11 protein-coding genes are annotated in these 14,719 nt (G+C 42.5%); 8 read left to right on the top strand and 3 right to left on the bottom strand.

Annotation, left to right across the window (positions count from 1 at the left end):
* Positions 1–33: 33 nt before the first annotated feature.
* Entirely contained in the window at positions 34–1,749 is a 1,716-nt protein-coding gene (locus tag BM192_RS02240) for an IlvD/Edd family dehydratase (protein ID WP_037444712.1), read from the top strand.
* A 4-nt stretch (positions 1,750–1,753) separates the two neighbouring features.
* A complete protein-coding gene (locus tag BM192_RS02235; protein ID WP_201771430.1) occupies positions 1,754–2,524 on the top strand; it encodes an SDR family NAD(P)-dependent oxidoreductase in 771 nt (256 codons plus the stop codon).
* Positions 2,525–2,583: 59 nt separating this feature from the next.
* On the opposite strand, the gene BM192_RS02230 is transcribed toward BM192_RS02235, so the two are convergent.
* Positions 2,584–3,579, bottom strand: coding sequence for an NADP-dependent oxidoreductase (locus BM192_RS02230; protein WP_037444709.1), 996 nt, complete (start codon positions 3,577–3,579; stop codon positions 2,584–2,586).
* Positions 3,580–3,845: 266 nt separating this feature from the next.
* On the opposite strand from BM192_RS02230, the gene BM192_RS02225 reads away from it, so the two are divergent.
* From BM192_RS02225 to BM192_RS02205, 5 genes are all read left to right on the top strand, one after another.
* Positions 3,846–6,041, top strand: coding sequence for a M28 family metallopeptidase (locus tag BM192_RS02225; RefSeq protein ID WP_037444707.1), 2,196 nt, complete (start codon positions 3,846–3,848; stop codon positions 6,039–6,041).
* A gap of 7 nt (positions 6,042–6,048) precedes the next feature.
* Positions 6,049–6,618: a TlpA family protein disulfide reductase gene (locus tag BM192_RS02220; protein WP_234797491.1), complete on the top strand. Its 570-nt coding sequence runs from the start codon at positions 6,049–6,051 to the stop codon at positions 6,616–6,618.
* Between the two features lie 107 nt (positions 6,619–6,725).
* Positions 6,726–9,152: a zinc-dependent metalloprotease gene (locus tag BM192_RS02215; RefSeq protein ID WP_037444703.1), complete on the top strand. Its 2,427-nt coding sequence runs from the start codon at positions 6,726–6,728 to the stop codon at positions 9,150–9,152.
* A gap of 116 nt (positions 9,153–9,268) precedes the next feature.
* Positions 9,269–11,950 carry a DNA ligase D gene (gene ligD, locus BM192_RS02210; RefSeq protein WP_037444701.1) on the top strand — a complete coding sequence of 894 codons (2,682 nt, stop codon included), beginning with the start codon at positions 9,269–9,271 and terminating at the stop codon, positions 11,948–11,950.
* Positions 11,951–11,999: 49 nt separating this feature from the next.
* Positions 12,000–12,614 carry an alpha-ketoglutarate-dependent dioxygenase AlkB family protein gene (locus BM192_RS02205; RefSeq protein ID WP_234797490.1) on the top strand — a complete coding sequence of 205 codons (615 nt, stop codon included), beginning with the start codon at positions 12,000–12,002 and terminating at the stop codon, positions 12,612–12,614.
* A gap of 432 nt (positions 12,615–13,046) precedes the next feature.
* On the opposite strand, the gene BM192_RS02200 is transcribed toward BM192_RS02205, so the two are convergent.
* The gene (locus tag BM192_RS02200; RefSeq protein ID WP_037444699.1) at positions 13,047–13,649 is read right to left on the bottom strand and encodes a DUF4142 domain-containing protein; all 603 of its coding nucleotides are present in this window, start codon (positions 13,647–13,649) and stop codon (positions 13,047–13,049) included.
* Between the two features lie 80 nt (positions 13,650–13,729).
* A complete protein-coding gene (locus BM192_RS02195) occupies positions 13,730–14,098 on the bottom strand; it encodes a YccF domain-containing protein (RefSeq protein ID WP_037444697.1) in 369 nt (122 codons plus the stop codon).
* Positions 14,099–14,200: 102 nt separating this feature from the next.
* Between BM192_RS02195 and lspA the strand changes: the two genes are divergently transcribed.
* Entirely contained in the window at positions 14,201–14,695 is a 495-nt protein-coding gene (gene lspA / locus BM192_RS02190; protein ID WP_037444693.1) for a signal peptidase II, read from the top strand.
* Positions 14,696–14,719: the final 24 nt, after the last annotated feature.

Raw genomic sequence — 14,719 nt, 5'->3', positions numbered from 1 at the left:
AGTTAAACCTATGGCAGAGTAGTAAGTTTGAATATGAAAGATCAAGTGCTCCGTAGCAGAGAATGGTTTGGCCGTAAAGGAAAAGATGGTTTTATCTACCGTGCATGGATGAAAAACCAGGGCATTCCTGATTATGAATTTAACAATAAACCGATAATAGGAATATGTAATACCTGGAGTGAACTCACGCCATGCAATGCGCACTTCAGGGAGCTTGCAGAGTCCGTTAAAAGAGGAGTATTGGAGGCGGGAGGTTTTCCTGTTGAGTTTCCGGTCATGTCACTTGGAGAAACTTTGATGAAACCTACTGCTATGCTTTACAGAAATCTGGCCAGTATGGACGTTGAAGAATCTATCAGGGCAAATCCGATCGATGGGGTGGTTTTACTTTGTGGCTGTGATAAGACTACCCCGTCACTGGTTATGGGGGCTAGCAGTGTTAACTTACCCACAATTGTCGTATCCGGGGGACCAATGCTTACAGGCAATCATAGAGGAGGGCATATCGGTACCAGTGATGTTTGGAGATACCATGACGAGGTAAGAGCTGGAAAGATGCTGGAAGAAGAACTGTTAACGATAGAATCTGCAATGTGTCGAAGTCAGGGACATTGTGCGGTTATGGGAACAGCATCGTCTATGGCTTGTATGGTGGAGTCTCTCGGACTAAGTTTGCCGGGGAACGCTGCAATCCCCGCTGCTGACTCCAGACGTAAAGTATTGGCGCAGCTTTCCGGCTTGCGGATCGTGGAAATGGTTGCTGAAGACTTTAAACTATCAGATATTTTAACCACCCAGGCATTTGAAAATGCAATAAAAGTTAATGCGGCAATTGGCGGATCGACTAATTTTGTTATCCATTTACTAGCGATAGCCGGCAGGATAGGGATTAAACTAAACCTCAATGACTTCGACCGGCTTTCGGCGGCTGTTCCATTGATTGCCAATCTGCAACCATCCGGTAAGTATTTTATGGAAGATTTATTCTATGCCGGAGGTTTACCAGCCGTTCTCAGAGAGCTGGATGGGATGCTTAACCGCGATTGTATCACTGCAAACGGAAAGTCCATTTCGGCTAATTATGAGCATGCAGTTTGTTATAATCCAGATGTGATAGCCACTATTGAAAAACCTTTTAATACTGCAACAGGGCTGGCAGTGCTCACTGGCAATCTGTGTGAGAGTGGTGCGGTTATCAAACCTTCAGCAGCCAGTCCGCATTTAATGCAGCATACCGGAAAAGCAGTTGTATTTGAAAATATCGAAGATTTTAAAGCAAGAATAGATACCGATGAATTAGAGGTTGACGGAGACAGTGTATTGGTTTTGAAAAACGTCGGGCCCAAAGGTTATCCGGGAATGCCGGAAGTCGGTAATATGGGCATTCCCAAAAAGTTGTTGGAAAGCGGTATAACTGATATGGTTCGTATTTCCGATGGAAGAATGAGTGGGACAGGTTTCGGTACGGTGGTGCTGCATGTATCGCCTGAAGCTGCTGCCGGAGGTAATTTTGCAATGATCAGGACGGGAGATATGATTACACTTGATGTTCCAAATCGCAGATTGGATACGGATATTGGAACTGCAGAATTGGAGCGTCGCAAAAGGGAGTATATTGAACCATTACCTGTAGCGGAAAGAGGATATATTAAATTATACACTGATCACGTACAGCAGGCACACTTAGGTGCCGATATGGATTTTTTAAACGGCGGGTCAGGAAGTAAAGTATTAAGAGATTCACATTAAAAGAATGATGAGATTTAAAGATAAAGTAGCAATTGTTACCGGTGCAGGACAAGGCATTGGATTTGAGATCTGCAGAATGTTGAATTTGGAAGGTGCTGTGGTTATCCTGAATGACGTCGATCCGGAATTGTGCCGGCAGGCAGCAGAAAAAATCAATGCCGCAGGGCATGAAGTCTGTATTCCCCTCACTGGAGATGCCGCAGATCTAAATTTTATTCAGGAACTCGTAGATACAGCGGTTAACCGGTACGGAAAACTCGATGTGGTTATTGCCAATGCAGGTATTACATTGTATGGAGATTTTTTTAGTTACAGCAAAGACGCATTCGATCAGGTGATGCGGGTAAATCTTGCCGGAACTTTCTTTTTGGCACAGGCAGCGGCTAATCAGATGAAAAAACAAAACGGCGGCTCCATACTTTTCACTTCTTCGGTGGTCGGACACAGGGCATTGAAGGATCTCGCGGTGTACGCAATGACTAAAGCAGCAGTAGAAATGCTGGCCACAAATCTGGTTATTGAGTTATCGGCTTATGGTATTAATGTGAATACTGTCGCCCCTGGCGCCACGCTTACTGAACGTACTGCAGAAGAAGCTGATTATGAAAAAGTATGGTCTGAGATTACGCCGATGGGCCGGCCGGCTTATGCAGCTGATATTGCCACTGCAGCGCTATTTTTTGTGTCTGATGCTGCAAGGCACGTTACAGGCCAGCATTTAATTGTTGACGGTGGATGGTCAGCTATAAGTACATTGCCGCAGGGACTTAAATAATTGCCGGAGCCGTCAGCAGCCGGAAGCCCAGCCACTGGCGGGTAGCCAAGCATGAAATTTTAGACCTTAACAATCATTTTACCTTCATTTTTACCCTCGAAAAGATCAATGAAAGCTTGTGGGATTTCATCAAAACCTTCCACGATAGTTTCTGTATAATTTAATTTTCCTTCTTTCAGCCAGGTCGTCAGTGTTTTTATGGCTTCAGGAAATTTATCGGCAAAGTTTGAAACTATAAAACCTTGCATCAATGCGCTGTTTTTTACCAGAATCGCTTGTACACGGGGCCCCAGGGATACTTCTGTGTTATTATATAAAGATATTGCACCACAAACGGGGACGCGTCCGAACTTATTTATATTGGCTAAGACCGCATCAGATATTTCGCCACCAACATTATCAAAATAAATATCAACTCCCTCAGGAGCAGCATCTTTAATAGCTTGTTGCATATCTTCGGTCGTCTTATAATTTATAGCCTCGTCAAAACCAAATTTGTCTTTTAAGAGCGCTATCTTCTTTTCAGAACCGGCAATTCCGATTACTTTACAACCCAATATTTTCCCGATTTGACCAACGACACTTCCGACAGCTCCGGCTGCTCCGGAAACTACAAGCGTTTCGCCTTTTTGGGGCTTTCCGATCTCCGTAAGTCCAAGGTAGGCCGTTAAACCGGTCATTCCCAGAATACCGAGATAAGCGCTCGGACTTGCAGCTTCCTTGTCTATCACCGTTAATCCTTTTCCATCTGAAACCTGAATCTCTTTCCAGTCAAGGTTACCAGACACAAAATCTCCTTCTTTAAAATCCGGATGATTTGATTCTGTAACTTCTGCAACAATTCCAGATTGTATAGGGTCACCAACTTTAAAAGGCGGTACATAAGATTTAGCATCACTCATCCTGCCTCTTAAATAAGGGTCGACCGAGACATATTGTGTCTTCAGCAGCAGTTCATTCTTACCAGGCTGCGCTACAGATTCATTCTTGAATTCAAAATCTGTTAATACAGGTTTTCCAGCGGGTCTTTTTTGTAATAAAATTACTTTACTCATGATAAGGGGTATTTAATTGAAACATTCTCCTAGTTCCAACACACCGCTCCGGGTATTGTTTGTGTTCTAGGTAGCTTTTGGGCAAGGACCGGTTTCAAAGGGATATTATTTCATTGAAATAAATACTACTAAATTAATAGATATTACTATATTTAGGGCCTAAACCCAAACCTATTAAGCATTAACAAACGTAAACCACCACATTCTGGTGGGCGGGAATCCCTATGCCTTAAAGTGGGACTTTAAATAATAAGCAATAATGAAAAATGAATAAACGACTACTATTCTCCACACTCTCAATGAGCCTGATTTCAGGTTTTGTATTTGCACAGCAACCTGACGGTCAAACTCAATTGGAAAACCGGTTTGACCAGTTTTTAAGTAAAGAAAATATTGGACATTCTATTAAAGAATTATCCGCTAAACCCCATCATCTGGGCTCGGAAGCAGGAAAAGAGGTAGCCTTAAAACTCAATGACCTATTTAAGTCCTATGGCTGGAATAGTCAGATTGAGACCTTTTATGTATTATTCCCGACACCTGTGGAGCGTAAGCTGGAACTCCTTTTACCTGTCAAATTCAGCGCTACTTTAAAAGAGCCTGCAGTACCCGGAGATGCAACTTCCGGTCAGCAGGGACAGCTGCCAACCTACAATGTATGGGGAGCTGACGGCGATGTAACTGCACCACTGGTTTTCGTTAACTATGGTTTACCTGCCGATTATAGAGAACTGGCAAGCCGCGGTATAGATGTAAAGGGCAAAATTGTTATCGCTAAATACGGGAACTCCTGGAGGGGAATTAAGCCAAAGGTAGCCTATGAACATGGCGCTGTAGGCTGTATTATTTATTCTGATCCGATAGACGATGGCTATTATCAGGGAGATGCTTACCCGGAAGGCCCTTTCAAAAATGAACATACCGTACAGCGGGGTTCAGTAATGGATATGGTCATCTATCCCGGAGATCCCCTAACTCCGGGATATGCCTCGGTTAAAAACGCTAAACGCTTAACCAAAGACGAAGCAGTTACCATATTGAAAATACCAGTATTGCCTATTAGTTATCATGATGCCAAACCACTGCTTGAGGCATTGGATGGACCTGTCGCACCTGCATCCTGGCGCGGGGCATTGCCATTTACTTATCGGATTGGCGGCGGAGATAAAACAAAGGTCCATTTGAAAATTAAACAGAACTGGGATATTGTGCCGGTCTATAATGTCGTTGCAAAAATCAAGGGGAGTGAATATCCTGATGAATGGATTATTCGTGGAAATCACCACGATGCCTGGGTTAATGGGGCATCTGATCCGGTCAGCGGGCTGGCGTCTTTACTTGAAGAAGCAAAAGCAATAGGTGAGCTGGTTAAACAGGGGTATAAGCCAAAAAGAACCTTGGTATATACGGCATGGGATGGAGAAGAACAATCTCTTTTAGGATCGACAGAATGGGTGGAGCAGCATGCTGAAGAATTAAGTGAGAAGGCAGTTGCTTATATCAATACCGATAATAACAGCAGTGGGTTTTTTAGTGCCGGAGGATCGCATGCTTTATCGGACCTGGTGACCTCTATTACTAAATCAGTTAAAGATCCGATTACGCAGGCTACAATTTTTGACCGTAAACGTGCTTCTGAGATTATCAAGGCTAGTGGAACAGCGAAGAAAAAAGCTTTGCTGGAGAGTCCGGACTATAATTTAGGTGCATTGGGTACGGGTTCAGACTATTCTGCCTTTTTACAGCACTTAGGTATTCCAAGCTTAAACTTCGGTTTCGGCGGAGAGAGCACTGGTGGCGAATATCATTCAATCTATGATTCTTATGATAATTATATTCGGTTTAAAGATCCCGGATTTAATTATGGACTAGCATTATCGCAGGCAGCAGGCAGGGCTGTTCTAAGGCTGGCAGATGCAGAGAAATTACCTTTCAACTTTACAGGACTTTACACTGCTGTTCAGAATTATACCGATGAGGTGATCGGATCAGCGAAAAATTTACAGCAGGAAGCTGGGTTACAGCACCAGTTGATTGACAGTGATATTTATAAGCTGGCTGCTGATCCGAAAGAACCCTTTCAGGCTAAAGAAAAAACAGTCGAAGTTCCCACCTTTGATTTTATACCGCTTACGGATGCACTGCTCGGTTTGAAGAAAGAAGCCGCCGCGCTCCAGCTAAGACAGCAAAAGTTCACAGGCGATCAGAAGGCTATCCGTCAGAATAATCAAAAGCTATATCAGGCAGAAAAAACACTACTGCTGGAAAACGGATTGCCTAGAAGGCCATGGTACAAGCATAGTATCTATGCGCCTGGATTCTATACAGGCTATGGTGTTAAAACACTTCCTGGTATCAGAGAGGGGATAGAGGAAGGACATTACGACGAAGCTAAACAAGAATTAGTTAAGCTAACCGGTGCGATAAATAAACTAACACAGTACTTAACAACAATCTATTAAATCAGACATGATGAAAAAAACCTTATTTACATTAGCTATGGCCTGTTCGTTCCTGCTGTCTGTTGCGCAGGATAAACCACAAAAAGGCCCGCAGTTTGAAAATCCAAACAGTGACAGCAGGGGATACCTTGTGAAAGTCGGCGATACTGCACCTTCAGATTTTCAACTGGTATTACATGACGGTACAAAGACTTCACTGGCAGAATTAAAAGGTAAAATTGTGATCCTGCAATTTACGGCTTCCTGGTGTGTGGTATGCAGAAAGGAGATGCCGGAACTGGAGAAAGAGGTTTGGCAGGCTTATAAAGATAAAGGAGTTGTACTTATAGGTGTCGACCGTGACGAGCCGCTTGATGTGGTACAGAAATTCCATAAAGATATGAATATCAGTTATCCGCTTGCTTTAGATCCCGGAGCCGGAATTTTTCAGCGCTTTGCCGATAAAAAAGCAGGTGTTACACGAAACGTGGTTATAGACAGGGACGGTAAAATACAATACCTGACCAGGCTCTATAACCAGGAAGAATTTGAAGGTATGGTTAAGGTTATAGAACAATTGTCTATAACAAAATCGTGACAGTATTCCGGTTGCCATCAAACAATGATATTTAATGGTTAAAACTTCTGTAATTTTCCTCATCAATCTAAATTAACGGCGCCTAAACCTCTAATTATTAAACAGACATGAGAATCTTTACCAGAAAACTTTTACTGTTAATCGCCATGTCCTGCATCTTGAATACCGTTCAGGGACAGGATATGCTCTCCATTGTAAAAGGTCTAAAAAAGTATGATGGCTATTTCCCATTTTACTACGATGCAAAAAATGGAAAAATACTACTGGAAGTAAATAAGCTCGATCAGGAGTTTCTTTACTTCGCGTCCCTGCCTGCTGGCGTGGGATCTGGTGGTCCGGAACTCGGCAAAGCCAAATCGGATATCGTAAAATTTACGCTATTGGGTGGCAAATTATTATTAATTCAACCTAATTACCGCTTCCGCGCAGTCAACGGAAATAAGGATCAGGTCAGGTCGGTGGAAAATGCATTTGCTAAATCTGTGATCTGGGGATTTAAACCTTTGGCTACAGAAGGAGATAAAGTGCTCATTGACCTCACTCCATTTTTAATTTCCGACAGCCAGCAGATTGGTGGAACTCTCGGTAAAACACCTTATAAACTCGATGAAAGCCGAAGTGCTATCGCTATCGAAAACACAAAAAACTTTCCGCAGAACACAGAATTTGAGTCACTTATCACATTTACCGGCGGTGCTCCTTCAGGTGGTTATGGCGGTGGTGGTATCGCACCGGATCCAACTGCTGTAACTGTTTCGATGAGACAGTCATTTGTCGCATTACCCGAGCCGGGATTTAAGCAGCGGAAATTTGATCCGCGATCAGGTCTGAATCCGTTTAATTATTATGATTTCAGCGCTGATATGGATCAGCCGTTGATAGCCAAATTTTCAAGAAGACAAAGGCTGGTTAAGAAAAAACCAGGATTAGCACCAAGTGAGCCAGTTAAACCGATTGTATATTATGTAGACCGTGGAGCGCCTGAAAAAATCAAACGGGCACTCATAGAAGGTGGGAATTGGTGGAACGAGGCATTTACTGCAGCGGGTTTTATCAATGGATTTGTTGTAGAAGAACTGCCGGAAGGAGTAGACCCGATGGACATCCGCTACAATGTAATAAACTGGGTAAACCGCAATGGCAACCCAAGAGGTTATTCTTTTGGAAATTCTTATATAGACCCGCGTACCGGCGAAATTATTAAAGGTGTAGTAACACTTGGATCTGACAGACACCGTCAGGATTATTTAATTGCCGAGGGTTTACTTCAACCTTATCAAGAGGGAAAGCCGGTTCCCAAAGAACTGGAAGAGCTTACATTGGCGAGAATTCGCCAGTTGTCTGCACATGAAATCGGGCATACCATTGGTCTCTACCATAATTTTGCAGCCAGTGTAAAAGACAGGGCATCGGTAATGGATTATCCGGCTCCGTATTTTACAATGGATAAGAACGGAAAGATAGATGTTCAGCACGCCTATGCTAAAGGAATTGGAGAATGGGATAAAAGAGCGATCATGTGGGGTTACAGCGAATTTGATGCTGGTACAGATGAAAATAATGCGCTTGATCAGATCATGAAAGAAACCCTTGCCAAAGGTTTTATACAAATTCCGGATGTCGGCGGAGATGTGCACCCGCTTTCCCATCAATGGGATAATGGTAACGGCGATGTAACTGGCGAACTGAACCGTTTACTGGAGATTAGGAAACAGCTGATCACTAATTTTTCAGTGAAAGCAATTGCTGCGAATGCACCGATGAGTACGCTGGAAGAAGTTTTGGTGCCGATTTATTTGCTGCACCGGTACCAGATAGAGGCTGTTTCGAAACTGATCGGTGGATTATATTTTACACATGCATTGAAGGGCGACGGGCAAGTTCCAACGGCGCTAATCCCTCCCGGCCAGCAGAAGGCTGCATTAGATGTTTTACTATTGACGATAAAACCCGAAAATCTTCGTATTCCGGAGCAATTACTTGAAAAAATTCCACCCAGACCTTCAGGATTTCCCGGGGGAAGAGAAGTATTTTCCAGAAAGACAGGGCCGACATTCGATCCTTTATCGGCTGCGGAGTCTGTCGCTGGTTTCACCGTTGCATATCTGCTTGACGGAAAGAGAGCTGCCAGGTTAACCGAATATGCAGCCAGGGATGCTAAACAACCAGGGTTTATTCATATTGCCGGACAACTCATCAACCAGACCTGGAAGGCACCAGATGCAGGTGGTATGGATGGACAGTTGCAGATCGTTGTCAATAACCTTGTGCTTAAGTATCTGCTTGCTTTAGGTACTGGAAAAGACGTCTCCGAAAACGTACAGGGACAGGCCTTGCTGAAAATAGAAGAACTGAATCACTGGCTGGAGGCTAACAAATACCTGGGCAGTGACCAGCAGAATGCAAACCGCCTTTTCGCGCTGTCTCAAATTAAAACATTTCAGTTAGATCCAGCTAAGTTTGAGATTGCTCCTGCGGCAGAAATGCCTCCCGGCGCTCCAATAGGTATGGATAACCCTAATCTATTGCAATAGGCATATTCAGGTTAATGCTGTATAAAGAGCTTTTATCTTTCGAAGATGAAGGCTCTTTTTTGTTGCACAGAACATTACCGCCTGGTCATTGTTAATGAGCAAAACGGATATTGGTTATGGCACTGGAACAATACAAAAAGAAACGTGATTTCAAAAAGACTACTGAGCCACAGGCCGGTACGTCAAAAGATAACAGTAAGTTACACTTTGTTATTCAGAAGCATGCAGCCTCGCATCTTCATTACGACTTCCGGCTGGAAATGGAAGGCGTGTTGAAAAGCTGGGCCGTACCAAAAGGACCATCGACAGATCCTAAGACAAAGCGTCTGGCGATGATGGTAGAGGACCATCCTTATAGCTACAAAGATTTTGAAGGATCTATTCCCAAAGGAGAGTACGGCGGAGGGACGGTTATTGTATGGGACCATGGGACGTATGAACCAATTGAAACTATAAAAGGTAAAAAAGCACAGGATAAACATTTGCTGGCGCAGCTGAAAGCAGGTTCGCTGAAGATTAAGCTAGACGGTGAAAAATTAAAGGGAGAATACGCACTGGTTAAAACGCATGGGATGGGAGAGAATGGATGGTTGCTGATTAAACATAAAGATGAGTATGCAGCTACGGCTGACATCACAAAAAAAGACAAATCAGTACTTTCCGGTAAGACGATAGCTGAAATGGAAAAACATAGTGAAAAGGTGTGGCAGCATGGTGCGGAAGAGGATATTGAACTGAAATCTGATGCTGAAAAACCAGAAGCAGAGATTACATCGATTTTAAAAAAAGCAAAAAAGAAGAAAATACCGATTGGCATGAAGCCTATGCTGGCTACGCTTGTAGATGAACCTTTTGATGATCCTGACTGGTTATATGAAGTTAAATGGGACGGTTACAGGGCATTGGCGTTTCTAAAAAAGAATGGTGATACCGAGTTGCTATCCAGGAATAATAAGCAGTTTAATGAACGGTTTTATCCGATTTATAAAATACTGCAAACCTGGAGTATGGACGTAGTGCTTGACGGCGAGATCCTAGTGCTTAATGAAAAGGGGATCTCCAATTTTGGTAAACTGCAGAACTGGAGAAGTGAAGCAGACGGAGATTTGGTGTATTATGTATTTGATGTACTTTGGTATGACGGTAAGGACCTGACAGAATTGCCTTTAGTTGAAAGGCAGGAAATCCTGGGTAAAATTCTGCCTCAGGAGGATGACCGTATCCGGCAGAGTAAAGTGTTCCGTACCTCCGGAAAAGAGTTTTTTAAGGCTGCGGAAAAAATGGGTCTGGAAGGTATTATAGCTAAAAAGGCATCGGGTTGTTATACTTTCAACAACCGCTCATCGGATTGGCTCAAAGTGAAAGTGCATCAGAGACAGGAAGTTGTAATCGCGGGGTTTACCAAAAATGAGAATACATCTAAATCGTTCAGTTCGCTGTTGCTTGGTGTCTATGAAAATGGAAAACTTACTTATGTTGGAAAAGTGGGTACAGGGTTTTCTGACCAGCTGCAACGGGAAATGATGGCCCAATTTAAACCGTTGATCACCAGTAAAAGTCCTTTTGAAATTTTGCCTGATGTGAATAAACCTTCGCGTTTCCGGCCCAATCCTCCGAAAGCTAAAGCGACCTGGCTGAAACCAGAACTGGTCTGCGAAGTCGCTTATAGTGAAGTGACGTCCGATGGTGTTTTCAGGCACCCTTCTTTTAAAGGGATGCGGGAAGATAAGCCGGCGCTGGACGTGGTCCGCGAAGCCGCTGTCGAAACTGAGGCCGTGATTAATTTCGATGAGATAGCCGAAGTTAAAGTGAGCAAGGAAGTTTCGCATGCGAAGGCTATTAAACCGCCAAAAGCCAGCGGACGCAAATCTTTACTTAATCCTAAGGATGAAACGCAAGTGAGAAAGGTTTGTGGACATGAGTTGAAATTTACGCATTTAAGTAAATTGTACTGGCCCGAAGATAAGGTGAGTAAGCGAGATATGTTTAACTATTATTATCAGGTGGCAGACTATATTCTACCTTATTTAAAAGACCGTCCTATGTCTTTAAACAGGTTTCCTGGTGGAATTAACGGTAAAGGTTTTTATCAGAAAGATGTAAAGGGGAAAGCTCCGGATTGGGCGAAAACTTTTCCTTACAGTACTGGTGAGGGCGAAGAAAAGGAATACCTGGTCGGCGCAGATGAGGCAACGTTACTTTGGATGGCATCTTTGGGATGTATAGAAATGAACCCCTGGTTTAGCCGGGTGAGTGCGCCGGATAATCCAGACTATTGCGTAATTGATCTCGATCCGGATCAGCACAGCTTTGATCAGGTTGTGGAAGCTGCACTCCAGGTTAAAAATATACTGGATCAGATTGAGGTCCCAGGCTACTGTAAGACTTCTGGATCCACAGGGATGCATATTTATATTCCTTTAGCGGCCGCTTACACCTATGAGCAGTCACAAATGTTTGCCAAAATTATCGTTAGTCTTGTACACCGGCATATTCCTGAATTCACAACTCTGGAAAGAATGATCAAGGCGCGCGGAGGGAAAATGTACTTGGATTTTCTTCAGAACAGACCAGGCGCCACCATTGCAGGGCCTTATTCATTACGTCCGAAACCAGGGGCGACGGTTTCTATGCCGCTGCATTGGGATGAAGTGAAGCCAGGTTTGGCAATGAAAGATTTTAATATTTTTAATACGGTAGAGCGGTTGAAGTCAGAGGGCGATCTTTTCAATGGAGTTTTGGGTAAAGGGATTGATCTTGCAAAAGCCATAGAAAAAGCTAAAACCGTGTTTGGCTAAATAATTTAGTAATTTTTTTGTTGGCTAATATTTTTAGTTTAAATTTGTAATGATGATGGAACAGCTTAGTTTTTTCTCTGAATCGGGGCATACACCCGGTCTTCCTTCCGATTTATTACAGTATACACCGGACTTTTTCAGCGAGTCAGAGAGTGAAATTCATTTGGCGCATTTAATCGCAGAAACACCCTGGAAACAAAAAGTGGTTAGTATGTATGATAAGCAGGTTGTTACGCCGCGGTTGAGCGCTTGGTATGCCGACCCGGAAATTTATGATTATACTTCTTTGCGCAAATCTTCCCCGAATTTCTGGACTCCTGAATTGATGCTTATCAGGAATAAGATCGAAGCTTTCACCGGAATTAAATTTAATAGTGTGCTATTGAATTACTACAGGGACGCTAACGATTCTGTGGCCTGGCATAGTGACAATGAAGAAGCTTTAGGAACACATCCGGTGATCGCCTCACTAAGTCTTGGGCAGGTAAGAGGATTCGATATTAGAAATAAACAAAATCATAAGCAAAAGTATACTGTAAAATTGGAGAACGGGTCTCTTTTGTTAATGAAAGGGAATCTTCAACAACACTGGGACCATAGAATTGCGAAATCCACTAAAAAGATGAAAGAAAGACTAAATCTTACTTTCAGAATTGTACACTAGAAAAAAATATTATCTTTTTTTTTCTAGTGTACAATAATATCAACGTAAGAGCGTCTATATATGTGAGAGCGTTAATTAGATAAGCGGTGAAAGGTTGTAATGACCGTTCACCGCTTTCTTATTTGTGGTATTTCCATTTTGAGAAATGTCAACAGAAATTTGAGTCTGAGGGTCAGTAAAGGCATAAATTCTAATGGTATAGTATTCTCTTTTTATGATAATATATATTTAGGGTTTCGTATTGCCAGGTTGGATGACGCTTCAATACCTAACCATACTTCCCTCGTTGATCGTTCAAATCCGATTGAACAAACAATGAAGGAAGTATGAAGAAACATTGAACGAAGTTTGAATAAAACAAAAGCATTTCCCTACCAATGCCAGGTTAACTGGTGGTTAAAATTTCAGGACACGTTGGAAGGATCTGTGGTTTTATCTTTTGTTTTGATCGAATTTTGAAGCCAGTTCGCGTGCCTGTTTGTAGTGTTTCTGCAAGGTAGGGAGTAATTTTAGCGCATAATGGCTGACAGCGGTGTCCGGAGATTTAGAAGCACCTTCAAATAATGCAATATCCGTGAGATGGTTTTCTACCATCATGTTCGTATAATAACTGTCAAAATCTTTCCCTGTCATTTGGCTCAGGTCAGTGAGATGTTCCTGTTTTTCAGCAGTAATTGTTAAGGGTAAAGTTAAATTTTTCGCTTTAGCGATTTCTGCAAGCCCAGTGCCGGCCACTTTATGATCTCGTTCAATTGTAGCCGCATAGTCTTTTATCGCTTGCAGTTGTGCTTTTTGCTGCCCGATTCTACCCATTTCATTTTCCAGCAGGCCCGAAACCGCCGCTTCACTAATAAACTGGGCAGAAGGGTCTTCTGAACCTGCCTTATTTGCAGGGGTGCCGGCGGTATCCGAGCCAGAAGGCCGTGCATTACTGTTTACAGTAGTATCCCGGCGATCTTTTGATTGTTCAGAATGGCAGGAGGTCAAAGACGCCCCTGCAACTAATAATAGGGTGGCAATAGCTGTGGTTTTCATAAGCCTGGTTGCTTTTTAAATTCATAACAAGCGATTTGTCCTGGTGTTTTAAGATTGACAGAATTGCAATGTTATTTTATTTAAAAGATGCTCTTACCGAAAGGAGAGAACGCCAGATTCATTAGCTTGAAGTGCTGTCTGCCGAATGGTATGCCTACAATGGTTAAGCATAAAAGTGCACCAAAAAATAAATGGGTAAGTGCAATCCAGATACCTCCAAATATTAACCAGATTATATTCATAACAGTCGAAAGGCAGCCGGTATCGGATGCAGTATCTGTAATTCGCACGCCAAATGGTGCCAGCCCGACAAATGCGAATTTAAAACATTGAAGGCCGAATGGGATTCCGACAATAGTCAGGCAAAGGATTAGTCCGCCAATTATATATTCAAAAAATATAAATATCCCACCAAAGATCATCCAGATGATATTACCAATTAAATTCATTTCCTAGTTTATTTTAAGACGCCTCAGGGGGTACGGATGTTACAATTTTATATTTAGCTGGTGAAATTTTAATAAATTCAGCCGGAATTAAGTGCCATATAGATGCCGGAGAAGAAGACCTATAGTAATTATTTTATAATTGTACTCATCATGGGGAACTTGATCTTAGATCAGCTCTCTAAATATCTGGTCAGGGTGTACCTGATTCCACATGATATTGTAGAAATTATTGGTAGAAACTTAATTTTTATGCATGTAGAAAATACCGGTGCTTTTCTAAGCGCGGGAGCGTCGCTTAATGATACTTTTAAATTTATAACCCTTACCGTACTGCCGTTTATGGCATTGTGTGCAGTGATTGTATTTATGCTGAAATACAAGTCTTTACCTTTATTGCTGGTAATCGGACTGAGTTTTGTTGTGGGGGGAGGGTTAGGTAACTTATTTGACAGGTTCCAGTTTGGGGCTGTTACCGATTTTATTCATTTAGATTTCCTGTTTATTAAAACCGGAATATTCAACCTGGCCGACGTTTCGATCATGATAGGGGTAATTTGTCTTGCACTAAATATTTATTATAAAAAGATATTGCGGTAAAAGGGCAGGGAAACGAATACCGAT

It is taken from the genome of Pedobacter antarcticus, assembly GCF_900112985.1.
GTDB classification, from domain to species: Bacteria; Bacteroidota; Bacteroidia; order Sphingobacteriales; family Sphingobacteriaceae; genus Pedobacter; species Pedobacter antarcticus.
This window is presented reverse-complemented; position numbering and strand designations above follow the sequence as displayed.

Bases quoted from the DNA above. Each gene is read 5' to 3' on its own strand.
- BM192_RS02230 (WP_037444709.1), bottom strand. From the start codon at position 3,579: ATGAGTAAAGTAATTTTATTACAAAAAAGACCCGCTGGAAAACCTGTA.
- BM192_RS02220 (WP_234797491.1), top strand. From the start codon at position 6,049: ATGATGAAAAAAACCTTATTTACATTAGCTATGGCCTGTTCGTTCCTG.
- BM192_RS02225 (WP_037444707.1), top strand. From the start codon at position 3,846: ATGAATAAACGACTACTATTCTCCACACTCTCAATGAGCCTGATTTCA.
- BM192_RS02235 (WP_201771430.1), top strand. From the start codon at position 1,754: ATGATGAGATTTAAAGATAAAGTAGCAATTGTTACCGGTGCAGGACAA.
- BM192_RS02195 (WP_037444697.1), bottom strand. From the start codon at position 14,098: ATGAATTTAATTGGTAATATCATCTGGATGATCTTTGGTGGGATATTT.
- BM192_RS02205 (WP_234797490.1), top strand. From the start codon at position 12,000: ATGATGATGGAACAGCTTAGTTTTTTCTCTGAATCGGGGCATACACCC.
- BM192_RS02200 (WP_037444699.1), bottom strand. From the start codon at position 13,649: ATGAAAACCACAGCTATTGCCACCCTATTATTAGTTGCAGGGGCGTCT.
- BM192_RS02215 (WP_037444703.1), top strand. From the start codon at position 6,726: ATGAGAATCTTTACCAGAAAACTTTTACTGTTAATCGCCATGTCCTGC.
- ligD (WP_037444701.1), top strand. From the start codon at position 9,269: ATGGCACTGGAACAATACAAAAAGAAACGTGATTTCAAAAAGACTACT.
- lspA (WP_037444693.1), top strand. From the start codon at position 14,201: ATGCCGGAGAAGAAGACCTATAGTAATTATTTTATAATTGTACTCATC.
- BM192_RS02240 (WP_037444712.1), top strand. From the start codon at position 34: ATGAAAGATCAAGTGCTCCGTAGCAGAGAATGGTTTGGCCGTAAAGGA.